At 49.0% G+C, this 26917-nt stretch carries 23 protein-coding genes and 1 pseudogene; 13 read left to right on the top strand and 11 right to left on the bottom strand.

Annotated elements, in window-relative coordinates; genetic code table 11:
• Positions 1 to 44 precede the first annotated feature (44 nt).
• Complete coding sequence (locus tag GS398_RS00225; RefSeq protein WP_160904747.1) at positions 45 to 539, bottom strand: Lrp/AsnC ligand binding domain-containing protein; 495 nt, start codon at positions 537 to 539, stop codon at positions 45 to 47.
• 544 nt (positions 540 to 1083) lie between these two features.
• Complete coding sequence (locus GS398_RS00220; RefSeq protein ID WP_160904746.1) at positions 1084 to 3189, bottom strand: LruC domain-containing protein; 2106 nt, start codon at positions 3187 to 3189, stop codon at positions 1084 to 1086.
• A gap of 193 nt (positions 3190 to 3382) precedes the next feature.
• On the opposite strand from GS398_RS00220, the pseudogene GS398_RS22190 reads away from it, so the two are divergent.
• Positions 3383 to 3625: pseudogene (locus GS398_RS22190) on the top strand (transposase); the annotation flags it as partial.
• 163 nt (positions 3626 to 3788) lie between these two features.
• Positions 3789 to 4412, top strand: coding sequence for a class I SAM-dependent methyltransferase (locus tag GS398_RS00210; RefSeq protein WP_160904745.1), 624 nt, complete (start codon positions 3789 to 3791; stop codon positions 4410 to 4412).
• An 84-nt stretch (positions 4413 to 4496) separates the two neighbouring features.
• Here the strand turns inward: GS398_RS00210 and GS398_RS00205 are convergent, their stop codons facing one another.
• The 5 genes from GS398_RS00205 to GS398_RS00190 all read right to left on the bottom strand — a co-directional run bounded on the left by GS398_RS00205 (position 4497) and on the right by GS398_RS00190 (position 9317).
• A complete protein-coding gene (locus tag GS398_RS00205) occupies positions 4497 to 5270 on the bottom strand; it encodes a GLPGLI family protein (RefSeq protein WP_160904744.1) in 774 nt (257 codons plus the stop codon).
• A gap of 5 nt (positions 5271 to 5275) precedes the next feature.
• Positions 5276 to 8068, bottom strand: coding sequence for an outer membrane beta-barrel family protein (locus GS398_RS00200; protein ID WP_160904743.1), 2793 nt, complete (start codon positions 8066 to 8068; stop codon positions 5276 to 5278).
• Between the two features lie 126 nt (positions 8069 to 8194).
• Positions 8195 to 8470, bottom strand: a complete 276-nt coding sequence (locus tag GS398_RS00195; protein ID WP_160904742.1) for a hypothetical protein — start codon at positions 8468 to 8470, stop codon at positions 8195 to 8197.
• Between the two features lie 7 nt (positions 8471 to 8477).
• On the bottom strand, positions 8478 to 8606 hold the full coding sequence (locus GS398_RS22630) for a hypothetical protein (protein WP_255494178.1): 129 nt from the start codon (positions 8604 to 8606) through the stop codon (positions 8478 to 8480).
• A 258-nt stretch (positions 8607 to 8864) separates the two neighbouring features.
• Entirely contained in the window at positions 8865 to 9317 is a 453-nt protein-coding gene (locus GS398_RS00190; RefSeq protein ID WP_160904741.1) for a PaaI family thioesterase, read from the bottom strand.
• A gap of 154 nt (positions 9318 to 9471) precedes the next feature.
• Between GS398_RS00190 and fabF the strand changes: the two genes are divergently transcribed.
• The 3 genes from fabF to carB all read left to right on the top strand — a co-directional run bounded on the left by fabF (position 9472) and on the right by carB (position 14608).
• The gene (fabF, locus tag GS398_RS00185; RefSeq protein WP_160904740.1) at positions 9472 to 10716 is read left to right on the top strand and encodes a beta-ketoacyl-ACP synthase II; all 1245 of its coding nucleotides are present in this window, start codon (positions 9472 to 9474) and stop codon (positions 10714 to 10716) included.
• Positions 10717 to 10764: 48 nt separating this feature from the next.
• A complete protein-coding gene (locus tag GS398_RS00180) occupies positions 10765 to 11715 on the top strand; it encodes a TonB family protein (RefSeq protein ID WP_160904739.1) in 951 nt (316 codons plus the stop codon).
• 76 nt (positions 11716 to 11791) lie between these two features.
• A complete protein-coding gene (carB, locus tag GS398_RS00175) occupies positions 11792 to 14608 on the top strand; it encodes a carbamoyl-phosphate synthase large subunit (protein WP_160904738.1) in 2817 nt (938 codons plus the stop codon).
• Positions 14609 to 14855: 247 nt separating this feature from the next.
• On the opposite strand, the gene radA is transcribed toward carB, so the two are convergent.
• The 4 genes from radA to GS398_RS00155 form a co-directional block, all read right to left on the bottom strand.
• Complete coding sequence (gene radA / locus GS398_RS00170) at positions 14856 to 16232, bottom strand: DNA repair protein RadA (protein WP_160904737.1); 1377 nt, start codon at positions 16230 to 16232, stop codon at positions 14856 to 14858.
• A 115-nt stretch (positions 16233 to 16347) separates the two neighbouring features.
• Positions 16348 to 17901: an Rne/Rng family ribonuclease gene (locus tag GS398_RS00165; protein WP_160904736.1), complete on the bottom strand. Its 1554-nt coding sequence runs from the start codon at positions 17899 to 17901 to the stop codon at positions 16348 to 16350.
• A gap of 224 nt (positions 17902 to 18125) precedes the next feature.
• Positions 18126 to 18974, bottom strand: coding sequence for a tetratricopeptide repeat protein (locus GS398_RS00160; protein ID WP_160904735.1), 849 nt, complete (start codon positions 18972 to 18974; stop codon positions 18126 to 18128).
• 10 nt (positions 18975 to 18984) lie between these two features.
• Positions 18985 to 19299, bottom strand: a complete 315-nt coding sequence (locus GS398_RS00155) for an HU family DNA-binding protein (RefSeq protein WP_369410229.1) — start codon at positions 19297 to 19299, stop codon at positions 18985 to 18987.
• Positions 19300 to 19455: 156 nt separating this feature from the next.
• On the opposite strand from GS398_RS00155, the gene mutY reads away from it, so the two are divergent.
• The 8 genes from mutY to GS398_RS00115 all read left to right on the top strand — a co-directional run bounded on the left by mutY (position 19456) and on the right by GS398_RS00115 (position 26874).
• Positions 19456 to 20523, top strand: coding sequence for an A/G-specific adenine glycosylase (gene mutY / locus GS398_RS00150; RefSeq protein WP_160904733.1), 1068 nt, complete (start codon positions 19456 to 19458; stop codon positions 20521 to 20523).
• Between the two features lie 3 nt (positions 20524 to 20526).
• On the top strand, positions 20527 to 20949 hold the full coding sequence (locus GS398_RS00145) for a single-stranded DNA-binding protein (RefSeq protein ID WP_237488054.1): 423 nt from the start codon (positions 20527 to 20529) through the stop codon (positions 20947 to 20949).
• A gap of 137 nt (positions 20950 to 21086) precedes the next feature.
• Positions 21087 to 21812 carry an ATP-binding cassette domain-containing protein gene (locus GS398_RS00140; RefSeq protein ID WP_160904732.1) on the top strand — a complete coding sequence of 242 codons (726 nt, stop codon included), beginning with the start codon at positions 21087 to 21089 and terminating at the stop codon, positions 21810 to 21812.
• 11 nt (positions 21813 to 21823) lie between these two features.
• On the top strand, positions 21824 to 22345 hold the full coding sequence (locus GS398_RS00135; RefSeq protein ID WP_160904731.1) for an outer membrane beta-barrel protein: 522 nt from the start codon (positions 21824 to 21826) through the stop codon (positions 22343 to 22345).
• 4 nt (positions 22346 to 22349) lie between these two features.
• Positions 22350 to 23078, top strand: a complete 729-nt coding sequence (gene gldF, locus GS398_RS00130) for a gliding motility-associated ABC transporter permease subunit GldF (RefSeq protein ID WP_160904730.1) — start codon at positions 22350 to 22352, stop codon at positions 23076 to 23078.
• A complete protein-coding gene (gene gldG / locus GS398_RS00125) occupies positions 23072 to 24763 on the top strand; it encodes a gliding motility-associated ABC transporter substrate-binding protein GldG (protein ID WP_160904729.1) in 1692 nt (563 codons plus the stop codon). The genes gldF and gldG overlap by 7 nt, the downstream gene beginning before the upstream one ends.
• Before the next feature lie 194 nt (positions 24764 to 24957).
• Complete coding sequence (gene dnaN / locus GS398_RS00120; protein ID WP_160904728.1) at positions 24958 to 26082, top strand: DNA polymerase III subunit beta; 1125 nt, start codon at positions 24958 to 24960, stop codon at positions 26080 to 26082.
• A gap of 102 nt (positions 26083 to 26184) precedes the next feature.
• Positions 26185 to 26874 carry a DUF4397 domain-containing protein gene (locus tag GS398_RS00115; RefSeq protein WP_160904727.1) on the top strand — a complete coding sequence of 230 codons (690 nt, stop codon included), beginning with the start codon at positions 26185 to 26187 and terminating at the stop codon, positions 26872 to 26874.
• Positions 26875 to 26917 lie beyond the last annotated feature (43 nt).

Genomic DNA, 26917 nt, shown 5'->3' with positions numbered 1-26917 from the left:
AGTTTCTTATTCTTCGGATGAAAAGCAATAAGCTCTAATGTAAGTTAAAATGATGTTCCGTCCAAATTATCAAGACTAATCTGTCTTTTTATGCTCTCTTCGAGCGAAATAAATGTCTCTGTGCGCTGAATTCCCTCAACGGCCTGGATACTGTCGTTTAATACCAGGCGCAGGTGGTTAGTGTCGCGGCAAATGATCTTGGCAAACATACTATAGGCACCTGTGCAATAATGCAGCTCCACGATCTCTTTTACCTTCCGGAGCTTTTCGACCGCGTCTTTATAGATAGATCCCTTTTCAAGGTAGATCCCCAGGAACGCACATACGTCATAGCCGATCTTTTGCGCGTCGACGATGAGGTTAGACCCCTTGATAATGCCCATATCCTGCATTTTTTTCATCCTGACATGGATAGTTCCGCCGGAAACAATCAGTCGTTTGGCGATCTCCGTATAGGCAATCGTAGCATCTTCCAGGAGAAAGGACAGAATCTGCATATCCAGATTATCAATTTCTAAATTTTGCGGACGTTTTTCCATGTAATTTTTTAAGGATATTAATTATGCCTCTAAGTAAATAAAAAAATCATAAAAATTAAAATATATTGTTAAAATATTTGCAATGAATCTCCCCTTTGGCCTATATTTGTATCAAGCAAACGATGAAAGGGTAGTACCAATCAGAAGTTCTTAGAAATAATGTAGGGTGGTGAAACAGGCAGACACACCTCCTTGTCTCGGTGGCGGAGATCATGGGAAATGCAGAGTAATCAGCACTAACCACTCCTTGAAGGTTCGATTCCTTCCCCTACAGCAACCTTTCGTTTAATTTAGGTTTATAATTGGTTAGTTTGAGAGGCGCCCATCGCCTCTTATTTTTTGCCCTAAATTTTGGGTTTTAGCCTAAAATTTCTCGATTTCACTTACCTTATCAGGTATACTTTACAGGCTGAATGCTGATAGCTGACAGCCCAATCTACTCCCCAGAAATTCAGCTTGATCCGCTTTAAGCTTTGCGCTCAAACCACTGATTGACGACACAAAAAAAGGCCGTCATTTTCGTTGACGGCCTTTTTTGTGTTGCTTATTTGGTGAAAAGCCCGGTGACATTTCGGTACCCGGTGCCCACATTTGAGTACCAGTCCGCGTATTGCGTTCCCCCGGATTGTGCCCAATCGAGGAAATGCAGGTAAACCGTGTGGATAGCGGTCGTTTCCGTAGGGTGTACGAAGGTGGATGCGATGTTGATCGCCCATGGCCAGTTGTTAGCAGTCTGGTAGTATTTGCCGGTCGTGCTGTTCGATCGGTCCTGCCCGCTTCCAAGCAGCGATTTATCCGCTTTGTCCGTCGGCGTTTTACCGGGCAGATGCACCTCGTACCCGCGTCGCTGATCGCTGATCAGGAATGGGTTGAAAGCCGCTATGTTGAGCGTCGTAGCTGAAATGGGGTTGTTAAACTCCACTTTTACGCTGACGAGTTCGCCGTTTACTTTCGGCAGCGACGGTTGTGTGTTGATGGAGGGATCGGTCGCCGACGAATTCGGTATCACCGAGTGGTAATCGTCGAACGGAATGATCACCGCTTTGGTTTGTCCTGCCTCCAGTCCGTTGGCCAGTTGCGTGATGATATTAGCGCCGCTCCGTCGCTGCCCGGTAACGGTTTTCACCAGTGAGGGCGCGAACGGGAATTCGACGCCGAACCCATCCTTATAGGAGGCTCCGGCGGCGAGCACTTTATAGTCGCCATATATTTCGACGATATTATTATCGAAGTTTTTAATCAGGCGATAACGGTGCTGCACCACGAGGTCATTCATATCGTAGTCGCCGGTGGCAGGCCAGAGGTCTTCAAACGCGAGGGTATTCCAGGTGGTGGTATCGGCATAAGCCCGCAGCGGATCGTTAACGAATTCGTCTTCGCTGTCATCAGCACCGTCGCTGTCGGAATCTGATTCACCGAAAAGTGACGGGATGCCCGCGCTGCTGATCATGTCGCCCGGCGATACGTAGAACATCAGGTCGTTAAAATCGTTGTCGGCGCTGATTTTGTCGGGATTGGTGCTTGCTGTTTGCCTGTTGCGGTCTTCGAAACCGAACAGGTAAATGTTCGTATAGGTCTCGTGTAGCAGCAGCGAGTGACGTTTCAACGCGGTAGTAGTTTCCGGGTTAAGCGCCGGGGTAGTAAAGAACTTCTGGGTAGTTACCGATACGCTGTTGCCGGTCCAGGCGTCCTGCATCAGCACGAACCCCACAGACGTGCCCGCGGTAAAGGGGCCGATCTTCACTTTATCCCCCGCAACCAGCCCGCCCTGTGAACCGTTCGCAGAAGTGTTAGGAAACACGAGAGTTACCTTGCTGATATCAGACGCGGTCGTCGGAGGATTTGCTGTGGGATAAGTATAATACCCGAGCGAGCTGGTATAGGTGGCGACCTCTGATAGGAACGTCACATACAGGCTTCCCGCTTTGGTGACGTTAACGGAGGTTCCCGTGGCGGTAAGATATTCTGGATGCTTCACGCTTACGTTATTCGAGCTGCCTTCGGGGAAAGTTGCTGCAAGAATATTGAGCGATGTCTGGTCGACATAATCGCGGGTGGCTTCGAGATATTTGGGAACGCCGGTGCTAAGGCTCTTCACCGCAGACGAAGTTGTGGTATAAGGAGACGGGTAAGCATAATCGATCCCCGTTGATGGGTCGGCCACCAATACGGTAGGTCCTGAACTTCCCGTCTTTGAAGGTGCGAGCTTGTCGGGTACGATGTTGCCGCCATACCCGTTTTCGCCACCAAGCGATGCGCTAAGCACGTTTGCAGTGATGAGCGCTTTGGCATTGTTGATCAAACCGGGATAATTCGGCTGGATGATCAGCGTGTCCTGGTAAGAAGGCACGGACACCGATCCTTTGATATAGCCGTTCGCATCTGTCGCCGCGCGTAGGACCGACCCATCACCAGCCGCTGAGCCCGGTAATAAAAAGTTGACTAGCACACCCTTCAACGGAGAATTATTTGTAGTAAGGAGGCGCAAATTGACTTCGACTTGCCTGGAGGTAGCGAAATCAAACCCGTCAGGCGCAGCTTTAACCCGTTCAGGAAGCGGTGGTTCAGGAGTAGGATCGTCTTTTCTCGAACACGAAGAGATGGCGAGCAGTGCTACGAAAGCTAAGCCAAGGATAACTGTTTTTTTCATAGTAGTATAAGTAATATAATAAACAGGCTTTCACTCAAATGTTTTGCAGCACCACGTTATTGTTGGGATGCGGTATCGTCCGTAGCGAACCGGGCTATCCGGATCACAGGTCGGCAGATCAACCTTTTAAGAGAACGCAGCGCGAAATTACAAATTACTATTTTCGCTCTATACATCAGATGACCTACATCACCGCTCAATCCTGAACTGCCTTATTAACCGGTGCACCGACGCATCAGCTGAGTCATTCAACGCCAAGATCAAGGCATTCAGGGCTACGTCCAGAGGTATAAGAGACACCACCTTCTTCCTGTTCCGGTTATTCCGGATCAAGCCATATTGTGGAGACCCGTTTACGTTTGGCGATGTGCGCGATATCCAGTTTTGCATACAAACGAGAAATCTCTTTTTTTACTATCTTCGAACATACAATTGATCGAGCTGATTTTCCGGAGAGATCCTGAGCTGAAAGCACAACGTGAAAGGTGTATTTACTCGTAGAAACCAGTTGCTTGTCAATAATCGACCCGGACTTTCTGCTTTAACCTTCACCTGGTAAATAATACTTCTCCCAACTTTACGCTTGATCCCCTACATTCATGAGCCAATACAAAGATTTTAACTTTAACACCAGCGACTCCCCACAATCACATCAATACTTGGGCCAAGGCTTGCTCCGGTTGCTGGATCCCCAAAAAAACAAGTGCATTTTAGACATCGGCTGCGGCAACGGCGCCCTTACCCATTTCCTCATCAGGCAAGGGCTCGACTGCTATGGGGTTGACGCTTCGGTTACCGGTATCACTTACGCTTCTAAAGATTATCCCGAAAGGTTCGCCATCATGGACGTTTCCTCCCAGCAATTGCCCGATAAACTGAGTCACCTGGCTTTTGATACGATTATTTCTACCGAAGTGATCGAGCACCTGTACGATCCTCGTGGTTTCGTGAAATTATGCAAAAGCCTGCTTCCGCAGCAGGGCGGGCAGCTTATTCTTTCTACCCCTTATCATGGTTACCTGAAAAACCTGCTGGTGGGCGTTTCCGGAAGTTGGGACCGCCACATGGACCCGTTATTTGATGGAGGACATATCAAGATGTGGTCGAGGGCTACGCTCTCCCGCCTGCTCGAAGAACAGGGCTTTAAGGTGACCGATTTTATCGGGTGCGGGCGCCTGCCTTATTTGTGGAAATCGATGCTGATCAGGGGAGTGCTCAGTTAACGCATTCACTATAAAACGGTAAAGCCAGGAAGAAACGACTGAACCGCGTTCTCTTCCCGGCTTTACTTTTATTACCGGTCCGCGTTACAGCAGAAATGCTTTAAACGCAGATTGTGCGTAGTCGCCCCAATCCTTAAGCGCACCGGTAATGGTTTGCCTGAACGTTTTGTTGTTCACCACCTTTCCTTTAGCCGGCGGAGCGATCGTGCTGGGAATAATTGCCCGGTCGGTAACCGAAGTTGCGAACCAGGTAACGTTTTCATGTGGCAGCGCCACGCCCAGGATCATGCCCGGTAACCCGGTAAACGATTCCGGTCCCCCTGAAACCGGGATCTGGTCTGTATAAAATGCCACTACGTAAATAGAGTCTAGGATCAGCGCATTGGCCCTGCGGCAGGAGAACCCGGCAATTTCACGGGTTTCGTCGGTGATCTTCCACTTGATATTACGCACGCTGTCTTTTACCAGGAACGTTTCTTCGTATACTTTCTTCTGGGTCACGCTGCTCGAGGCGGCGAGGTCGGTAAAAATGGTGTTGGGCTGCCCCATTGCCGGGTCGTTGCCGAAATAGGGGTTGTTCTCGTTCGTCACCGTAGGGGTGAAGAGCGTTTTGGTTTTCGAAAAAGTAAGCGTGCTTTTCAGCTGTTTGAATTGGGGCTGCGTGTTTTTATACTGATCGTAAATACGCTGCATATAGCTCTCATTGTCTTTGTTGATGTTTTTCTTGATGAGGGCATAGGTATTAATGCTCTTCTGGTACTCGATTATTCCATCGGTAGTAAAGTGCGCGTTTTGGGCGGATACTTTATTCGCCGTAACGAAAGCCAGGCAAATAGCCAGCAGGAGGATCTGTTTCATGGTCGTTAATTTTTTGGTGCTGCGGGGGCTGCGCCACCCATTTTACTGAAATCCCAGGCCAGGGAAAATAAGAAATATCGTTTGATGGTATTATAGCTGGTTTGCGACAATAACCCAATGGAGTTGTTTCTCGAAAAACCACGGTTCTGGTTAAAGATATCGTTCCCGGAAACGGAGAACTTCAGGTTTTCCTGTTTCAGGAATTTCTTGCTGAGCGTGGTATTCATCAGCACACGGCTGAAATCTTCGTTAAACGATTGTGTTTTGGCGCGCCATTCGTAGTTGAGCTCATAGTTGAACTGTAATTTCCCCGGCAGGTAGATGTTCATGCCGCTGTAGCCGTTAACGGAACGCCCGTTGTTGTTCCGGTCTTTTTGCAGCGACGATTCCTGGGTGTTGTATGCAGGCCCGATGGATCCATAGAAATCGTATTTTTTGGTAACGTACTTATTGAAATTAATGCCGATCGAGTAGCTGTTCGAGCGCAGTTCGTTCAGGTCGCCATTTACATAGTTGAAAGAGGTGTTACCGTTCACACTACCGTTCAAGCCAACATTTATCCCTTTAAACTTACGGTCGATGTAACTGTAAACGCTATAGTTCCTGGAATCTTTGTCGAGGTTAACGGCCTGCGTGGTGCTTTCGCCGGTGTTGGTATTGGTGGTGCGGTTGTTCACGATAGGGTTCATGGTAAACCCGTAAGAACCGCTGATGTAAAAAGATTGTGAGCTTAATACCTTATAAGTATTATAGCTCAGGTTGATATTGTTCCGGAACGAGGGCTTCAGGTCGGGATTTCCAAGAGTGATGTTCAGTGGGTCGTTGTTCACCCTAACCGGCTGTACCTGGTCGAGGTTTGGTTGCGTGGTGTTCCCGTTGTACGCAAGGCGAACGGATTTTTGTGCTGAAAACTTGTACTGGTAGCTTGCCTGCGGGTACCAGTTGAGGAAGCTGCGGTCATATTTTTTCCCGGTATATTCGTCTTTCTGGTTAAAGTCTACTGCCGTGGCGCGTGTGCCGAAGTTAACCAGCGTTTTATCTTTTTTATAGTTGAAGATGGCACCCCCCTGGTTGGAAAGCTGGCTTAAGGTGAAATCATTACTGTAAATATTATCGAGCACATCATACTTTCCGGGCGCCGACTGGTTAAAAGACTTGCGGTCGGCAGAACTGTTGCTGATACCCAGCGAGTAGTTGAACACGATCGAAAGTAGTTTCGACAGCGGCTCGGTATACGTAATGGTGGTATTGGTAGACGAGCTTACGATATCGGTCACCTTGTACTGGTCGATGGTTTGCGTGCTCGATACGCTGCCGCCGGAATTGTAAATATCCGTGGTCGACTTCAGGTATCCGTCTGTACTGTTGTCATTAAAATTCTGTGCAAGGTTCACAGAAAGCGTGCGTCCTGTCTTTTTGAGTTTCTTGGTATAGAAAGCGGTGAAGTTGGCGGTCTTTTGTTTTGAGTCGTTGGTGAGGTTACGGTCGTTGGTGTTCAGCTTCGTAATATCGTCGCGGAAACTTTCCGCATTGTAGTGCGTTTTTGTTTCCGAGTTTTTTAAGGTACCGTCCATCGTGATCTTCAGGTTTGAAGTGGTATCCAGTTTGATCGTGTAAGCAGCATCGAGCTTATGCCTGAACATGTAGTTATCAAATTGCTGGTTAGAGTTGCTGGTGATAAAAGTGCCGCCAAGCGAATTCTGGTTCAGGATGTCTTTATAGCCTTCCACACCCAGTGAGCCGATCTTGTAGTTGGTATTGATCGTTTCCTTGTCGTTATTCCATTTACTGTCATAATGCACGCCGCCTGTGCGGGCAAGCGGCAGTCCCTCTCCGTTGTACCTGCCGCCAAACGATTCGAGGTCGTCGCCTCCGCCGGAGATCATAAAGCCGCCGTCGACCATTTCAACGCCTCCGCTCCCGGAGCTGTATTTATTGGCATCCTCCCAGCCCAGCCCTGTTTTACCGGTGTTACCGATGGTGCCGTAGGCCGAAGCTTTTTGTTTCGCCTTAAAGGCGTTAAACATCGCCTGCCCCTGGTAGTAAGGATCGGCGGTAGATCCGCCATCAAGCTTGCCGAAGTAACCATTTTTTGCGTTTTCTTTCAGCTTGATATTAATGGTCTTGTTTTTAACGCCGTCGTCGATCCCGGTAAAAGTCGCCTGGTCGCTCTTTTTATCGTAGAGCTGTACCTTATCTACCATATCCCCGCGCAGGTTCTTGGTGACCAGTGTGGGGTCGTCGCCGAAAAATTCCTCACCGTCTACAAGCACCTTGCTTACCGTTTGACCCTGGGCGGTGATCTTACCGTCTTTGTCCACCTGGATCCCGGGAAGCTGTTTAAGCAGGTCCTCCACTTTCGAGTTAGGCTGTATACTATAAGCTTTGGCATTATATTCCGTGGTATCACCTTTGATCTTGATGGCGGTTACGTTGCCCTTTATCATGATATCTGCCAGTAACTTTGCCTTCAGAAAGAGGTTAATACTGCCGAAATCATGGGTACTTCCGTCTGCATCGAATGAGAAGTTCTCTACATAATCTGTATATTTCGGATAGGTGACCAGTAGGATAAACTTTCCCTTAGGAAGCCCGCCGATAGTAAACGCGCCATTAGCGCCCGCCCGGGTAAATTTTACGAGCGTCGAATCCTTCGCGTTTAATACGCTGACAGAAGAATTGTAAAGTTTAATAAAGGAAGCGGTGTCTGCCACGGCCCCATTAATCGAGTTGGTGTTTTGCGCCTTAGCCCATAGGGAGCACAGGCTTAGGAGAACGGCCGCAAGGGTAACTTTCATACAGGTTGGTTTAAGTTATTCAAATGTATAACTAAGTTCTTAGTTATACAAATGTGAATCAAATAAACGTAAGATTCCCCGTATTAATAGTTAAAGAAGTGTTAAAAGATGTGAATTAAGTGTAAATTAATTTAAAAACGCTAATATCGCGGCTTTTGGGTTGTAAATGGTGTATCCTTCATCGATACACGTTTGTTTGGTGATCATGATGAGCTCGGTGATCTCCGGATGTTCCCGGTTATAAGCGATTGCTTCCAGGTTGCCGGTAATGAACTGCACGTCGTGTTTTACTACTGATTCCTGCAGTGATTCGATGTATCCGCTTTCGATAGCCATATCAACTGTATTTACCAGTACTAACGCTTTAAATTTAAGGTTAGCATGCGTGAGTGTATTTTTCACACTTTGTTTACACAGGATGGTTGCATTGGCCGAGCAGCCAGTAGATCACGATAAAGATAATGATGGTTGAGAAGCAGCCGCCGCCCAGTTTTTTGGCGCCGTAGCCGGCGATGATGGTTCTGAAAAAGTTATTCATGTTGGTTAATACTGGTGGTTGTATTAACGGCGGAAAAGGGAAAAGGTTTGGGGGGAATCGGTAATCAGTAATCAGTTATCAGTAATCAGTGGTCAGTTTTCAGTGGTCAGTTATCAGTTATTAGTGGTCAGCTCTTAGTGACCAGCTTAGTGATCGGTAATTAGTGATCAGCGATCGGTGGTGAGCAAACGGTTCCTGTATAACGCCACACGAGAACTGATAACTGACCACTGATAACTGATTACTAATGACCAACAACTACCTGAACGATTCCGGTACTTCTATTTCCGTTCTCAGTGCGTTGGAATATCCGCGGGCAAGCAATCTTTTTCTGGGGAGGTTCCAGAGCTCGAACTGCACGTTAATCACTTGCCGGCCTGCCCGTATCACTTGGGTTTTGGCGGTGATCACGTCGCCTTCTTTGGCGGGGGAGAGGTAATCGATCGCATTATTAATGGTAGTAAAAAAATGCTGCCGCCCCAGGCTAAGGATCGTTGCGCCCACGATATCGTCCATAATGGCTGCCGTCATGCCGCCATGGAGGGTTCCTGCCGGGTTGGTCATGTGCCGTGCCACGGTAAACTCGAAGGTCAGCGAGCCCTCATCCACAGCCCGCAGCACCGGCCCCAGCCACAGCATAAATGCCGATGGCGACCGGGTAATGACCTGGTTTAGCTGTTCTTTAAGGCTGTCAGTAACTTTATTTTCCATATCTATTTGATTTCTTGATTGTTAAAAACTCCCGGTTTTGGGGTTGCGGCAGGCAATTCTTCCTATACTTGTGCCGATTTATGCGGCAGGTTTTTAACAAATATACCGATTGGTATTTAATTGATTATCTTTGTCGCGATTTAATTTTACAACCATGTTGAAAAGAGTAGTAGTTACCGGTATTGGGGTATTAACGCCGCTTGGCAATGAAGTGAATACCTTTTGGCAAAACGTAGTGGCCGGCAAAAGTGCGGCAGGCCCCATTACGCGTTTTGATGCCTCTTTGTTCAGAACGCAGCTGGCCTGTGAGCTGAAAGATTTTGATCCGTCGGCGTTTATCGACCGCGGGATGCTGAAACGGACCGACCTGTTCACACAATATGCGCTTGTAGCGTCAGACGAAGCGATCAGGGATTCGGGTTTCGATCTCGCAGCGATGGATCCTTTCGATGTTGGCGTGATCTGGGGATCCGGCCAGGGGGGATTGGATACCTACGAGGAGCAGGTGGTAGAATACGCGCGCGGCAACGGATCTCCCCGTTTCAGTCCTTTCTTTATTCCGAAGCTGCTCGTAAACATGGCGTCGGGCATGATCTCCATCCGCCATGGCTATATGGGTATTAATTATACGGCGGTATCGGCTTGTGCCACGTCCAATACGGCCATCATGGATGCGTTCAACTATATCCGCCTGGGCAAGGCGAAGATCATGGTGACCGGCGGTTCGGAAGCAGGTATCACGCCTGCGTCGATCGGCGGTTTTGCGGCCATGAAGGCAATGTCGGTGCGTAATGATGATCCCGCTCACGCATCCAGGCCGTTCGACGTAAGCCGCGATGGTTTCGTAATGGGAGAGGGAGCCGGCGCTTTGGTGCTGGAAGAATATGAACATGCCGTTAAGCGCGGCGCGAAGATCTACGGGGAAGTTGGCGGCGCTGCCATGACGGCCGATGCTTACCACATGACCTCTACGCATCCCGAAGGACTTGGTGCGGCTAAAGCCATGCAGCTGGCGCTTGAAGAAGCAGGCCTTACCATTGCAGATGTTGATTACCTGAATGCCCATGCGACCTCTACGCCTGTTGGCGATCTTTCGGAGATCCATGCCGTATTAAATCTTGCCGGCGACACAAAACCGAAATTAAAAGTAAGCGCAACCAAGTCGATGACCGGCCACTTATTGGGAGCCGCCGGTGCCATCGAGGCCGTTATCACCCTCCTGGCGATGAGAGACAGCGTGATCCCACCAACGATAAACACCACTGAGCTCGATCCTGCCATCCCGGCGCACCTGCAGATCGTAACCGGTAAGGCGCTGCCCGCGGAGGTAAATGTGGCGATGAGCAACACCTTTGGATTCGGCGGGCACAACGGTATAGTGGTGTTTAAAAAGATCTGAGAGATGAAAGCCCCCGGTATTTTTTTATTTTTTCTCTTTCTCAGTGTTGTGCAAGTTTTTGCGCAAAAGCGACAAAATATATATTTCTTAAAGGATAACGGTCGGTTTGTTAAATCGATCGACAGTGCCGATTATGTTCGTGTGATCCAGGAGCCTGATTCCGGGAGCACGCTTTTTAACCTCCTGGAGTTTTACCGCAAGGATAATAAGTATAAGCGGGTAGGGCATGTTTCTGCTTTTGAACCGGCACCGGTGCTGGAGGGGACGGTATTGTCCTACTACAAGTCGGGTAGTAAACAGGAAGTGGTTACCTATGAACGGAACGTACCAAGGGGACCCGCCGTTTATTACTACGAAAATGGAAAGGTCCAAAAGACGCTGGAGTACGGCGACACCGGCACCGCCCAGCTGTTTGACCTAAAGAAAACCATCTACTATAAGATCATTTCCTACTACGATTCAACCGGTGTACAGACGGTGGAGAACGGGAACGGGCATATTAAAGTGATTTCGGGACCGGAAAAGAGCGTTGAAGAAGAGGGTGATATCCGCGACGGCGTAAAGGAAGGTACCTGGAAAGGGGCTTTTCTTAAAACCGGCAACCGCTATGAAGAGCTGTTTAGCGCGGGAAAATTTGTCTCTGGCGTGGCTACTTTAAGCGATGAAACAACTTATGAGTATCGCAAGAACGAGGAACCTCCCGAATTTAACGGCGGGGAACAAGGGTTTTTGCGTTTTGTACAGCGCACGTTCAGGTACCCGGCCGATGCTATAAAAACCGGTGTTTCGGGGAGAGTGATCCTGTCGTTCGTTGTGGAGAAAGATGGATCTGTCTCAGATATTAAAGTGCTCAGGTCTGTTTCTCCCTCCATAGATGAGGAGGCCATAAGAACGCTTCGTATATCGCGTAACTGGAAACCTGGCCGGCAGCATGGGATCCCGGTTCGTGTGGCGGTTACCTTACCGCTTGCGCTAAACCTTGGGGCGCCGGGGAGATAACCTGACCTTTTTCAATTTTATCCGCCGGTAAGGTAATAAAACGCTATCTTTGCATCCCGATAAACCAGTCGGGAATATGCCAAAAAACACTTCTATTAAATCCGTTCTGATCATAGGTTCGGGTCCAATTATCATCGGTCAGGCTTGCGAATTTGACTATTCCGGGTCACAGGCTTCTCTTTCGCTGAAAGAGGAAGGGATCGAGGTTTCGATCATCAATTCGAATCCCGCAACAATCATGACCGATAAAGTGATCGCTGATCATGTTTATCTGCTCCCGCTGAACTGTGAAAGTATTGAACGGATCCTCACAGAACAGAAGATTGATGCAGTCCTGCCAACCATGGGCGGGCAGACCGCGTTAAATCTTTGCATCGAAGCGGAAGAGCGCGGTTTGTGGAAAAAATATGGCGTGAAGATCATCGGGGTAGACATCGCCGCGATTGAAAAGACCGAAAACCGTGAAGCTTTCCGCCAATTGATGGTAGATATTGGTATAGGGGTGGCGAAATCAAAGATCGCCAATTCATTTCTCGAAGGAAAAGAAGCTGCACAAGAGATCGGTTTTCCGTTGGTAATCCGGCCGTCGTACACCCTGGGCGGCACTGGTGGCGGGTTCGTGCACAAGAAAGAAGAATTTGACGCGGCACTCAGCCGTGGCCTCCAGGCATCACCGACACACGAAGTGCTGGTAGAGAAAGCGGTGCTCGGCTGGAAAGAATATGAGCTGGAACTGCTTCGCGACAGTAAAGACAATGTGATCATTATCTGCTCCATCGAGAACTTCGACCCGATGGGCATCCACACCGGCGACTCGATTACGGTTGCACCTGCCATGACCCTCAGCGATCGCTGCTACCAATCCATGCGGAACCAGGCACTCCTGATGATGCGTTCGATCGGGAATTTTGCCGGCGGTTGTAATGTGCAGTTCTCCGTAGATCCCGCTACAGAAGATATTATTGCGATCGAGATCAACCCGCGTGTTTCGCGGTCTTCCGCGCTGGCCTCCAAGGCCACCGGTTACCCGATCGCCAAGATTGCCGCCAAGCTGGCAATAGGCTATAACCTCGACGAAATCGAGAACCAGATCACCAAAACAACTTCGGCTTACTTCGAGCCGACCTTAGATTACGTGATCGTGAAAATACCGCGCTGGAACTTCGATAAGTTCAAGGGCGCCAATAAGGAGCTTGGCTTGCAGATGAAATCGGTAGGTGAGGTGATGGCTATCGGCCGCACGTTCATCGAAGCATTGCAGAAAGCATGCCAGAGCCTCGAAACGAACAGGTTGGGACTTGGCGCCGATGGCCGCCAGAGCAGGAACCTCGAAGAGATCATGCACAGCCTGGAACACCCAAGCTGGGACAGACTATTTCATGTGAAAGATGCCATGAGCCTTGGTGTTCCCATCGAGTCTATCCGTAAAGCGACAAAGATCGATCGTTGGTTCCTGGTGCAGATCCAGGAGTTGGTTAGCCTGGAAGCGGAGCTTAAACGCTACCAGCTGACAAACATTCCCAAGGATTTCTTCCTGACGCTAAAACAAAAAGGTTATTCTGATGCGCAGATCGCCTGGTTATTAACTAACGTCAGTGAAGACGAGGTATACGCCCGCAGGAAAGAGCTGGGTATAAACCGCTCCTACAAGATGGTAGATACCTGCGCTGCCGAGTTCCAGGCAAAAACACCCTATTACTATTCTACTTTCGAAGACGAAAACGAATCGGTTTCATCCGATAAAAAGAAGATCATCGTACTTGGCTCCGGTCCGAACCGGATTGGCCAGGGGATCGAGTTCGATTATTCGTGTGTGCACGGCTTGCTTGCCGCGAAGGAATCGGGCTACCAAGCCATCATGGTGAACTGTAATCCCGAAACGGTCTCTACCGATTTCAATATGGCCGATAAGCTGTATTTTGAGCCGGTTTTCTGGGAACATGTACGCGAGATCATCGAGCTGGAGAAACCGGAAGGAGTGATCGTTCAGCTCGGCGGTCAAACAGCCCTGAAAATGGCCGAGAAACTTCACCAATATGGTATTAAGATCATCGGTACTTCCTATGATAACATGGATATTGCGGAAGATCGCGGTCGTTTTTCTGACTTGCTGAAAGATCTCGATATCCCTTATCCGAAATATGGTGTTGCCGAAAGCGCCGAAGAGGCCATCGAAGTGGCGCGTAAAGTTGGCTACCCGGTGTTGGTTCGTCCAAGTTACGTATTGGGCGGACAGGGGATGAGCATCGTGATTAACGATGAAGATCTTGAAAAAGCTGTAGTGACCTTGCTGCGTAACCTCCCGGGGAACCGGGTACTGATCGATCACTTCCTCGATCGTGCTGCAGAAGCGGAATCTGACTCGATCTCCGATGGCGACGACGTTCACATCGTGGGATTAATGGAGCATATCGAACCTGCCGGTATTCACTCAGGCGATTCAAGTGCGGTTCTTCCGCCCTTCGATCTCACCGACAGTGAAATCAGCCAGATGGAAGAATATACCGTCAAGCTGGCGAAAGCCCTCAATGTTCGGGGCCTGCTTAATATCCAGTTCGCCATTAAAGACGGAAAAGTATACGTAATCGAGGCAAACCCGCGTGCCTCGCGTACGGTTCCTTTCATAGCGAAGGCATATGACGTACCTTATATTAATATTGCGGCCAAGGTCATGCTGGGTGTAAATAAGCTGAAAGACTTTACCATCGAGCGTAAGCTCCAGGGATACGCGATTAAAGAACCGGTATTCTCTTTTGACAAATTCCCCGAGGTGGATAAACAGCTTGGCCCTGAGATGAAATCGACCGGTGAAGCGATCCGGTTTATCAAAGACCTGAACGACCCTTACTTCAGACATTTGTATAAGGAGAAATCGATGTATTTGAGTAAGTAAGCTTCCGAATATATCCAATAGCGGGATAAGCCCGTGAATGATCTTCCCGGGCTTATGTGTTTAAATTTATCACTTAACTATTACTTTACGTTAGCGAAGACTTCTTCCAGCATAACGCTAAAGCCTTGCAGTACCGGGGGTTGTCACAATATCGCCTACGGAGGTGATCAGCATAAGAATAGGCTGCAGAGAAGTCCGGTTCAGATAGCGACACGATTTAAATTAAGATATAAATTTAATAAAGCGATTAGCCAAATAAGGAAGAAAATACATCCTCTACTTTAGCCACCGTTTTTATCTCAATGGCAAATCTACTGGTGTCGAGCCCTTTCTTGTTGTATTTAGAAATATAAATTTTTTCGAAGCCAAGCTTCTGTGCTTCCGCGATGCGCTGCTCGATCCGGTTTACCGCGCGGATCTCGCCGGAAAGGCCGACTTCGCCGGCAAAGCAGATCTTTACAGGTACAGGGATATCCTCGTGAGACGAAATGATCGCCACGATAATTCCCAGGTCGATTGCGGGATCTTCTACCCGCAACCCGCCGGCAATGTTCAGGAACACATCTTTAGCGCTTAGCCTGAAACCGCACCGTTTTTCCAGCACGGCAAGCAGCATGTTCATCCTGCGTGTGTCGAACCCGGTAGCCGATCGTTGGGGAGTACCATAGGCTGAAGCGCTCACCAATGCCTGCGTCTCTATCAGCATCGGGCGAAGCCCTTCTAGCATGGCGGAGATCGTGATGCCGCTTAACGGCTCTTCCCGTAAAGAAAGAAGGATTTCGGAAGGATTGGATACTTCCCGCAACCCGTTGCCCTGCATCTCGTAAATGCCAAGTTCCGATGCGGAGCCGAACCGGTTCTTTACGGCGCGGAGAATCCGGTAAACATGGTGGCGATCGCCTTCAAACTGCAGTACGGTGTCTACCATATGTTCGAGGATCTTAGGCCCGGCGATAGCGCCATCCTTGGTGATATGCCCGATCAGGAAGACGGGGGTCCCGCTTTCTTTGGCGAAACGCAGCAGTTCTGCGGTACATTCCCGCACCTGCGATACGCTCCCCGGGGTCGACTCGATGTGTGCTGAGTACAGGGTTTGGATGGAGTCCACGATCACGATCCCGGGTTCTAGCAGCTCTATTTGTTTAAAAATGTGCTGCGTGGAGGTTTCCGTGAGTATAAACGTTTCCTTCCCGCTTCCCGCCAGGCGGTCGGCACGCATTTTAATCTGCTGCTCACTTTCCTCTCCTGATACATACAGCACTTTTAATTCCGGAAGGTTGAGGGCCAGCTGCAGCATCAGCGTTGATTTCCCGATCCCGGGCTCTCCGCCGATGAGTACGAGTGAGCCGCCCACGATGCCGCCGCCTAGTACGCGGTTCAGCTCCTGGTCGGACGTGATAAGCCGGTTGGTTTCGCTAAACTGGATATCCTGGATGGCTGCTGGCGTGGCGACACGTTTTATCGGAGAGGAGGCCGTTTTCCAGGTAGGCGCCTGGCCCGACGCCTTTTCGATCACCTCTTCCACAAACGTGTTCCATTGGCCGCACGAAGGGCATTTACCCAGCCATTTAGCTGATTCGTAACCACAACTCTGGCAGAAATAAGCGGATTTTGTTTTGGCCATGAGCGACAATAGTATGCTACAAAGCTAAATGAAAAAAGCTATCGGCGGTCGGTTATCAGCCCTTAGCCCTTTTAAAGCGCTATAACGGACCTGATAACCAACCGCCGAAACTAGATTACAACTTTATTTCCTCGTCCCTCGAGTTCAGGAAATGAAACTCTGTAAGGTGATAAGAAGAGGCTTCCTTCACTTTTATCCATTTACCATATTTAAGGAACCAATGCCACTGCCGTGAAAATATTCCTTTCTTAATATAGGCGCCAATGTAAGGATGTACGCAAAGGGTAATGTTTTTTTCGTTCTGCTCGGTGAGGATATATTTCAGGTTATTCTGGATATCGTCCATCAGCACGATGCTGGCTTTAATTTCACCTGTGCCGTTGCAGGCAGGGCATTTTTCGTTGGTTACGATGTTCATTTCCGGGCGTACACGCTGCCTGGTGATCTGTACCAGCCCAAATTTACTCGGCGGAAGTATGGTATGCTTTGCCCGGTCGAGCGCCATCTGTTCTTTCAGGTAGTCGAACAGTTCTTTGCGGTTCTGCGGTTTATGCATGTCGATAAAATCGATCACCACGATCCCGCCCATGTCGCGCAGGCGCAGCTGGCGGGCGATCTCCCGCGCGGCTTCCATATTCACCTGCAGGGCGTTGTCTTCCTGATTCTCTTTGCTGGCGGTGCGGTTGCCGCTGTTCACGTCGATCACGTGGAGCGCTTCCGTATGTTCTACCACGAGATAGGCGCCGCCCGCCAGGTTTACCGTTTTACCAAACGAGGTTTTGATCTGTTTCTCTACGCCAAAGTGATCGAAGATAGGTTCCTTCGTATTCTTGTACAGCTTTACGATTCGCTCAAGGTCTGGCGAGATCTCGTGCACATACGAGCGGATATCTTCGAAAATAGCGGGATCGTCGACATGAATATTCGTAAAATCGGGATTCAGAATGTCGCGAAGAATGGTAGAGGTACGCCCCATCTCGCCCAGTACCTTTTTTGAAGGCTCGGTGAGGGGAAGCTTGACAGAGAAATTTTCCCATTTTGCGATCAGGTCCAGCAGGTCTTTTTGAAGTTCCGCAACGCCTTTTCCTTCAGAAACGGTGCGGATGATCACGCCGAAATGCTTCGGCTTTATGCTTTCAACGATCTTTTTAAGCCTCGATCTTTCGGTGTTGCTCCTGATCTTTTTCGAGATGGAGATCGCATCCGAGAACGGCACCAACACCACGAAACGGCCGGCAATGGATAAGTCGGAACTTAAGCGGGGACCTTTCGTAGAAATTGGTTCTTTGGCGATCTGAACGGGTAACAGCATGTTACGGCTCAGCACCTCGGATATTTTACCGGACTTATTAATGTCCTGTTCCAGTTTAAAACTATTCAGCAGCTTATCTTTGTAGCTGCCATTCTTTACAATCTTAGTCAGCTTTATCAGCGACTGTACCTGTGGACCCAGGTCAAGATAGTGCAGGAAAGCATCTTTTTCATATCCCACGTCTACAAAAGCAGCATTCAATCCAGGCATGATCTTTTTGATCTTGCCAAGATAGATGTCACCAACAGCGTAATTGTTGTTGATGTGCTCAGTGTTAAGTTCTACGAGTTGCTTGTCTTGCAGTAAAGCGATAGTCACCCCGTTGGGGGTTGAATTGATAATTAATTCTTTTACCAACAGCCTACTCCTTTACTGGCGGAGGAACCGCCACGTTAATACACGATGAGTTTTAAGAAAATGAAGCGAAGGCTAATAGCCGATAGCCATTAGCTATCGGCTATTTTTTCTTATGTCTGTTTTTACGTAAACGCTTTTTGCGTTTGTGAGTGGCCATTTTATGTCTTTTTCTTTTTTTACCGCTTGGCATAGCTTTAGATTTTTAAATGTTATTATTAATTCTTTTACTTTTTCAATTCTTCAACCTTCTTATCTACAAATTTGGATAACCCGGGATCTGCTGCGAGCACCTTACTTTTTTCATAAGCATCGATCGCATCTTTCTTCATTCCCAGGTTTTCGTAGCTGGTAGCCAGGTAAAACCATGATTCTGAATCCTCTTTGACGCGGATCACTGTCTTAAACCGGTTCACCGCTTTATCAAACTGGCCCGATCTCATCGAGAACAACCCCAGTGTTTTATTCGCTTTCAGGTTATCAGGGTCTTCTTTAACTACCGCAAGCAATAGTTGGATCCCTGCCATCGGGTTAGCAGAGCCGTTCACATAAGCGGCACCAAGTCCCATTTTCGCATCCCGGCTGCCGGGCTGTAGTTCCAGCGCCTTCTGGTAAGCGTTAATGGCTTTTTCGCCCAATGCGGGCTGTATGAGTGTGTCCTGCGTATTTTGCTGTGCGTTACTGAAAGCATCGCCCGTTTTAAGCCATGCGTTGTACGTGTTTTCCCTTACGGCTACCATTTCATGATAGAATGCAGCCGGGCCGGGTTGATTTACATCCTCCCATTTTTGGGCCAGTTGCTTTTCAAGGCCGATCTTTTTCTCCCCGGGTGCCTGGCTCAGTGCTTCTTCCAGGTCGGCCACCTGTTTGGCGAAGTTTGCCGTAAGTTCGGGTTTGGCAAGCGCCGAAACGCTTTCTACAGATACGCTGGCGGCTGCAGATGGCCCGCCGGCTACTGTTCCATTCACATTGCGTTGCTCTTTGGGCTTAACGAGCCCTTTAATATTCATAGAAAGCAACAATCCCATCAGTACTACTACCAACGAAATAACTGCTATTTGCTTTCTATGAATCATGAATAAGAACTTAAGCGGTTGCTTTTTTCTTGTTGCCGGTCTTTACTTTCTCGATAAATACTTTAGCAGGTTTAAAGCTCGGTACGAAATGCTCGGGGATAATAATTGCTGTATTTTTGGAAATGTTACGTGCTGTTTTTTCAGCCCTTTTTTTCACCACAAAGCTTCCAAAGCCTCTAACGTATACATTATCACCTTTGATCATCGAAGTTTTGATTACCTTAAAGAATGCTTCTACAGTTTCCTGAACGTCAACTTTTTCAATACCTGTCTTGTTAGCGATCTCTGCAATAATTTCTGCTTTAGTCATGTTCTGTTTTGTTATAATTATTTACCCGGATCTTCTCTCAGATTGGGGTTGCAAAAGTATTGCTTTAAATTGATTTGCTGAAATAATTTGAAGTTTTTTTCGATCAACTGCTTATAAAACAATCAGTAAGGTATTTTTGCCGCTCGTTTTAATAAAAAACATCCTCAACCTATGAACTTTACACAGGAAGTGATCAGCTGGTACCATCTCCATAAACGCGACCTTCCCTGGCGGAAAACGCGCGATCCTTACCTGATCTGGCTTTCGGAAGTGATCCTGCAGCAAACCCGGGTAGACCAGGGGATGCCTTATTACTACAGGTTTAGCGAAAAGTATCCCACGGTTGCCGATTTCGCGGCAGCAACAGAAGATGAAATCCTCAAAATGTGGCAGGGGCTGGGGTACTACTCGCGCGGCCGCAATATGCACCATACCGCGGGCCTGGTGATGCGCACGCACGGCGGAATTTTCCCCGGGAGCTACCAGGCTTTGATCGGGCTTAAAGGCATCGGAGAATATACCGCGGCAGCGATCTCATCGTTCGCGGAGAATGAAAAGCGGGCGGTGGTAGATGGAAATGTATTCAGGGTATTATCCCGTTATTTCAATATAGATACACCCATCAACAGCACTGCCGGCAAGAAGACCTTTACCCGCCTGGCCAATGAGCTGATCGACCCGCGGTATCCGGCTTTATATAACCAGGCGATCATGGAGTTTGGCGCGCTTCAATGCCGGCCCAAACCCGAATGTCCCACCTGCCCGCTTCGCCCCGGATGCCTGGCTTACCAGCTCGGGAAAACAGCCGATCTTCCCGTGAAAGACAAGAAGAAGGCAAGCAGGCAGCGATATTTTAATTACATCGTTGCACAACGCGATGGCAGGATGCTGATGAACAAGCGCGGGCCGGGCGACATATGGCAAAACATGTATGAACTGCCGTTGATAGAGACCAACGCGTTAACCAGCCCGGCCGATCTGCTGATATCACCTGAATTTACACAGGCTTTTGGAACGCAGGCTGTCGTCGGAAATGTGTATGGTCCTGTAAAACATGTGCTTACCCATCAAAATATAGCGGCGACCTTTATTATTCTGTCCGGTTTTGAAGAGTTTTTTTTGAACAATTCGGGCTGGATATATGTTGACCCGGAGAGCCTGGATAAACTGGCTATGCCAAAATTAATTTTTGCATTCCTGAAAAATTATCCTGAGATTCAATTTAACTTAACCAATTAACACATGCCAGGTATTAACAAAGTGATCCTGGTGGGGCACCTCGGCAAAGATCCCGAAGTGCGCCACCTGGAGGGAGGCGTTACTGTTGCCAGCTTTCCGCTGGCGACCTCAGAAACATTCAACAAAGACGGTCGCAAAATAGAGCAGACCGAATGGCACAACATCGTGATGTGGCGCGGATTGGCCGAAATAGCGTCGAAATATCTTCAAAAAGGCAAACTCGTATACATAGAGGGTAAACTCCGCACCCGGTCCTTCGAAGATAAAGAAGGCCACAAGAAGTATACCACCGAAGTGGTGGCGGAAAACTTCACCATGCTTGGCCGCAAAAGCGATTTCGAAGAAGAGGCCGTTCATGCCGGGCAGCCGGTTCGAAACGACGATAAGCGGAACGAATTTGCAGGCGCCGACGACCTCCCGTTCTAACAACCAGCCGTCCAGGGCGATTAACCATAAGGAATGATTGATATCTCGTATTTAACTGGCAGGAGACAGACATTATTCCTTATCCTTATTATTCGCTTTCCTTGTTAATTGTTCGCCGATAAGCGTTAATTTTGTACATGAGCATTGCCGTAGAGCATCTGACAAAATTATTCGGGCAGCAAAAGGCGATCGACAGCATTTCGTTCAGGGCGGAACCTGGTAAAGTGATGGGCTTTTTAGGTCCCAACGGTGCGGGCAAATCGACTACCATGAGGATCCTCACCAGTTTTATCCCGCAAACGTCGGGCAGAGCCACGGTGTGCGGGTTCGATGTGGCCCGCGAAGCCCTCGAGGTACGCCGTGTGGTGGGATATCTCCCCGAGCATAATCCCCTGTATCCCGAGTTATACGTAAAGGAATCACTCGGCTTTGTGGCGAATATTCATGGCCTGCAAAACAAGCGGCAGCGGATCAGCGACGTGATCGGTCTGACCGGGCTTGGAGACGAACAGCATAAAAAGATCGGCCAGCTTTCCAAGGGCTACCGGCAGCGTGTAGGCCTGGCACAAGCCATTATCCACGACCCGAAAGTGCTGATCCTGGACGAACCCACCTCCGGCCTCGATCCCAACCAGCTGTCCGGTATCCGCAAGCTGATCAGGGACCTCGGCGCTTCCCGCACCGTGGTATTCTCTACGCATATCATGCAGGAGGCCGAGGCCGTATGCGATCATATTGTGATCATTAACAAGGGAAATATTGTGGCCGATGATGCGTTAAGCTCATTACGAGGCGTGCATCCGGGTCGTACACTGGAAGAGATTTTTATCAGTCTCACGGGCTCCAATGCTATCGCACATTAACTATGCTATCGATGAAACGCTTTTTAATTATTCTTCTGTTACCGGTTTTTTCGGCACAGGTGTTCGCCCAGGTCGTCATTCCGCCGTATACCACTAAACCGCGCCTGGGTGTAGGCGCCGAATTTGGGATCCCCTCCGGCAGTTTCGGTAACGTGTTCACCATCGGCTTTGGAGGTTCGGGTAAGTTCGAAGTGCCTATTACCCGCGAGTTTTATGCTACGGCCACCGCCGGGTTTACCACATTCTATCTCAAAGAGGATATGAAGCCGCTTACCATTAATAAAAGTTATGTTCCTCTTAAAGTGGGGGGGAAGTATTACTTCGGAAACTACTTTTTTGGTGAAGGCGAGCTTGGCCTGAGCATCGGTACCAATAAGAATGCCGGCTCTGCGTTTGTCTGGGCGCCAGGAGCAGGCATTTCATTTCCGGTCACCAAAGACGGCTATATCGATGCCGGCGTCCGGTATGAGCGCTGGGCGCGCGATGGGGGTAATATCAACCAGGCCGGGTTCAGGATCGCTTATAAGTTCTGATCGCATGTTAACCATTCTCCGTAAGGAAATTGCTGCCTTTTTTAGCTCACTGGTCGCCTATATCATCGTTGGAATATTCCTGGCGGCAACAGGCCTTTTTCTTTGGGTATTTCCCGATTCGGCCGTTCTTGATTATGGCTATGCCGGGCTCGACAGCCTGTTCGATATCGCGCCTTACCTGTTTATGTTCCTCATCCCGGCGGTAACGATGCGGTCCATCGCCGAAGAAAAAAAAGAAGGCACTTTCGAATTGCTGGCCACCCGGCCACTTACCGACTGGCAGATCATTCTGGGCAAATATTTCGGCAGCCTTGCCATTGTGCTGATGGCTATGGCCCCTACGCTGATCTACTATTTCACCGTTTATGAACTTGGGGCTACGCGGGGGAATGTCGATACCGGTGCGGTAATCGGATCCTACACCGGTCTCTTTCTCCTCGGCGGGATTTTTGTGGCAATTGGCATTCTTGCGTCGGCAGTAACCAGTAACCAGGTAGTGGCCTTTACCATAGCGGTGTTCTTAAGTTTTTTCCTTTTTAGCGGGTTCGATTCATTAAGCAGGCTCGTCTCCTTGCAGCAGGCAGATACGCTGATCGCCGCGATCGGCATCATGGAACATTATCAATCTGTAAGCCGTGGCGTGCTCGACACGCGCGACCTGGTGTATTTTGCCAGTTTCACCTTGTTCTTCCTGGTGATCACCAAAACGGTATTGGGAGGAAGGAAATGGTAAGCCGGAAGAAAAAGGACCTGGTGCAGCTTGCCTGGGTGCTGGCAGGCATTATCTTGTTTAACCTGGTATCGGCTTACTATTTTACCAGATTCGATTTCACCACAGAGAAACGTTACACCTTATCGGGAATTACAGAGCGTACCCTCTCCGGCCTTAAAGAGAATATGGAGATAACCGTGTACCTGGAGGGTGATTTCCCGGCGGGGTTTAAGCGGTTGAACCGCGCTACCCGCGATATGCTGACAGACTTACGCGCTTATTCAGGCGGAAAACTGCGCTTCAGTTTCGCTAATCCATTGAAAGGAAGCAAGGAACAGCAGGAGTCGCTGTATAATTCACTGGCTGAGAAAGATATATTTCCTACCCAGGTTGGCGTTCCCACGGAGGGTGGTGTTTCCCAGATCCTGGTGTACCCCGCAGCGGTGATCACCTACCAGGGCAGGCAGGTCCCGGTGAGGCTGCTCCCCTATAAGTCGGGGGCTATTGATCAGCAGGTGCTCAACGGCGCGGTCGAAAACCTGGAATATGTCTTCACTTCAGCCATTCAGAAGGTGCTGAATGACGGGAAGCCCCGGATCGGTTTTACCGAAGGGCATGGCGAACTGGCCGATATCCAGCTGAATGATGCCATGAATTCGCTTCGCGACGGCTATGAAGTGGGGCGGGTGGACCTGGGTGTGATCACTTTTGCCGGCCTCGACAAAATGAAAATGCTGGTGATCCCCAAGCCGGAGACACCGTTTACCGAAGCCGAAAAGTTTAAGATCGATTATTTCGTGATGCATGGCGGTAGTGTTTTATGGACCATTGATGAAGTAAGCGCGGAGATGGACAGTCTCCATGGAAAAGGCAGCCAGCTGGCATTTAACAAGGACCTGAATCTCGATGACCTGTTGTTTAACTACGGTGTGCGGATCAACCACGAGCTTATTGCCGACATGAACTGCGCACAGATTCCCGTAAAAATAGGTGGCGCGGATGGTCAGCCGCAGATCGTACTTCGCCCCTGGTTGTTTTACCCGCTGCTTACTCCCCAGGTTAAACACCCCCTGGTGCGGAATCTCGACCCCGTTAGAAGTGAATTTATCAGTACGGTAGACACGATCGCCATTCCGAACGTGAAGAAAACGGTCGTCCTCAGTTCTTCGGCTTTCAGCCGTATCCTGAATACGCCCGGAATGATCTCTCTCAGCATGATCGGGCAGGAAGCTGATCCTGCCGCTTTCAGGAATATACCGTTACCGGCCGCGGTATTGCTGGAAGGGACCTTTCCTTCGGCATTTAACGGGCGCCCACTGCCCAAAGGGGTGACAGGAACCGCGTCGCTGCCCGCTAAAAGCCGGTTTACCCGGATGATCGTAGCAGGAGACGGCGACTTGCTGAAAAACCAGGTGAATGCATCCGACGGTTCTCCTTTCCCCCTGGGCTACGACCGCTATTCGCGGCAGCAATACGGCAACAAGAACTTCCTGCTTAATTGTGCGGACTACCTCACAGATGATTCAGGCATCATCAGCCTTCGGAACAAAGACATCACGGTAAGGCTGCTCGACCGTCCCCGGATCCGGGAAGAAAAACTTTTCTGGCAAGTGTTGAATATTGGGTTGCCGCTTGTGTTAATAACTATTTGTGGAATTTTTCAACATTATTACCGGAAAAGAAAGTACGCTTTTAACAAAGTTTAAAAGGAAAACGGTTTGTTTCCTTTTTGTTAGCGTATCTTGCGGAAAAATAGCGGGAATTGCCCGTGAACTGTTGAAAACCTGTTTTTGACTAATTAAAAAAGCTTTCCTATTATTGTCACTAAGAATTATCGATCGAAACCTTTTCAATCTACACAGAACAAGGTTTTATCACCACTAAAAAGCACAAGATCCTAATGAAATTTATAGTTTCGACGTCAACTTTGTTAAAACAGCTGCAGGCAGTGAACGGGGCATCCAGCAGCAGTACTGTTTTGCCGATCCTGGAGAATTTCCTGTTCGAGATCCATGATGGCATATTAACGATCTCGGCTACGGACCTGCAAACCAGCATGACCACCTCCCTGCCGGTTGAATCGAAAGAAGAAGGCAAAGTAGCGGTGCCCGCAAAGATCCTGATGGAGACGCTTAAAACTTTACCCGATCAGCCCATCGCTTTTACGATCGATAACCAAACATTTGCCATCGAGATCAGCGCCGGCGACGGTAAGTATAAGCTGAGCGGCGAAAACGGAGAGGATTTTCCGAAGATCCCTACGGTGGAGAATGCATCTTCTGTAAATCTTCCGGCATCGGTGCTCTCCGAAGCCATCACTAAAACGCTTTTTGCGGTGAGCGGCGACGAGCTTCGGCCGGCCATGACCGGCGTGTTTTGCCAGTTAAGCCCACAGTACATCACATTCGTATCTACGGACGCGCACAAGTTAGTTCGTTACCGCCGGATGGATGCCAGTTCAGAAAGCGCCGCATCCTTTATCCTTCCCAAAAAAGCCCTGAACCTCCTGAAATCGTCCCTCCCTTCGGAGGATGTGAACGTTTCTGTGGAGTATAACAATACCAGCGCCTTCTTCCGCTTCGGGAATATTAACCTGATCTGTCGCCTCATCGATGAGCGTTACCCGGATTACGAAGCCGTGATCCCCAAAAATAATCCCAACGTACTTACCCTGGAAAGAGCGCTGTTCCTGAACTCGTTACGGCGTGTAGTGATCTTCGCTAATAAAACCACGCACCAGGTACGTCTTAAGATTTCCGGGAGCGAACTTAATATCTCTTCGGAAGATATCGATTTTGCCAACGAAGCGCACGAGCGCCTGAGCTGCCAGTACGAAGGCGATGATATGGAGATCGGCTTTAACGCCAAGTTCCTCATCGAGATGTTAAACAACCTCAACGGGGAAGAAGTGAATCTTGAAATGAGCACGCCAAACCGTGCAGGTTTACTTGTTCCGCAAACAAACAACGACAAAGAAGACGTTCTCATGCTGGTAATGCCGGTTATGCTGAACACCTACGCTTAAGCGGATCACGGGCCCGTATAGTAAATAATACATTCTTAAGCCGCAAATTGTCCGTTAATAAACAGGCGATGGTAGTGGATTGCTTTTTGCACTACCCGTTTTATGAAAACGAACATTTTACCGAAAACAAAGCAGGGATTTATTTTTATAATAGCTGCGACGATTTTTGCATCGTTCGCTCCCTCATGCACCGATGACGGCGAAGACCTGTCGGCATCTGCCAACCTGATGATCGTAAATTCTGCCGAGGGCTCGGCTGCGCAGGACTTTTACGTGGACGACACCAAAGTGAATAGCCAGGCGGTGGCCTATACACAAAGCTCGGGCTATTTTACCGTCAGCTCGGGCAGCCGGAAAGCTGAATTTAAATCGACGGGTACGACCACGGTCAATTCATCAAGCACCCTGAACCTCCAGGGCGGCAAGTACTACACCGTTTTTTATACCGGGGGTTCGGCATCAGCTGCCGCGTACACTACGGAGGACGATCGTACGCCCCCCTCGTCAGGCAAGGCTAAGGTCAGGTTCGTGCATTTGAGTTCCGCAGCTGCGGCGAGCATCGATCTTGCCATCCAGAACGGGGCTAAAATCGTATCAGGACTGGCTTACAAAACCGCTTCCGCTTATTCGGAAATAGACCCGGCCGCTAATTTCCAGTTGTTTGCGGCAGGGTCCGCCAATGCAGCGCTCACGCTTAGCAGCCTGGGTTTACAAGCGGGCAGGATTTATACGGTATATATCAGCGGGTCGACATCCGTAACCATTACCTATAAGGTCGTCGCTAATAATTAAAGAGTAGTAAAACCATTTACCAGCCACCGGCAAACAGAAATGC

Source organism: Hufsiella ginkgonis, from assembly GCF_009834915.1.
GTDB classification, from domain to species: Bacteria; Bacteroidota; Bacteroidia; order Sphingobacteriales; family Sphingobacteriaceae; genus Hufsiella; species Hufsiella ginkgonis.
The sequence above is the reverse complement of the archived record's forward strand: the minus strand, read 5'-3'. Positions and strand labels throughout refer to the sequence as shown.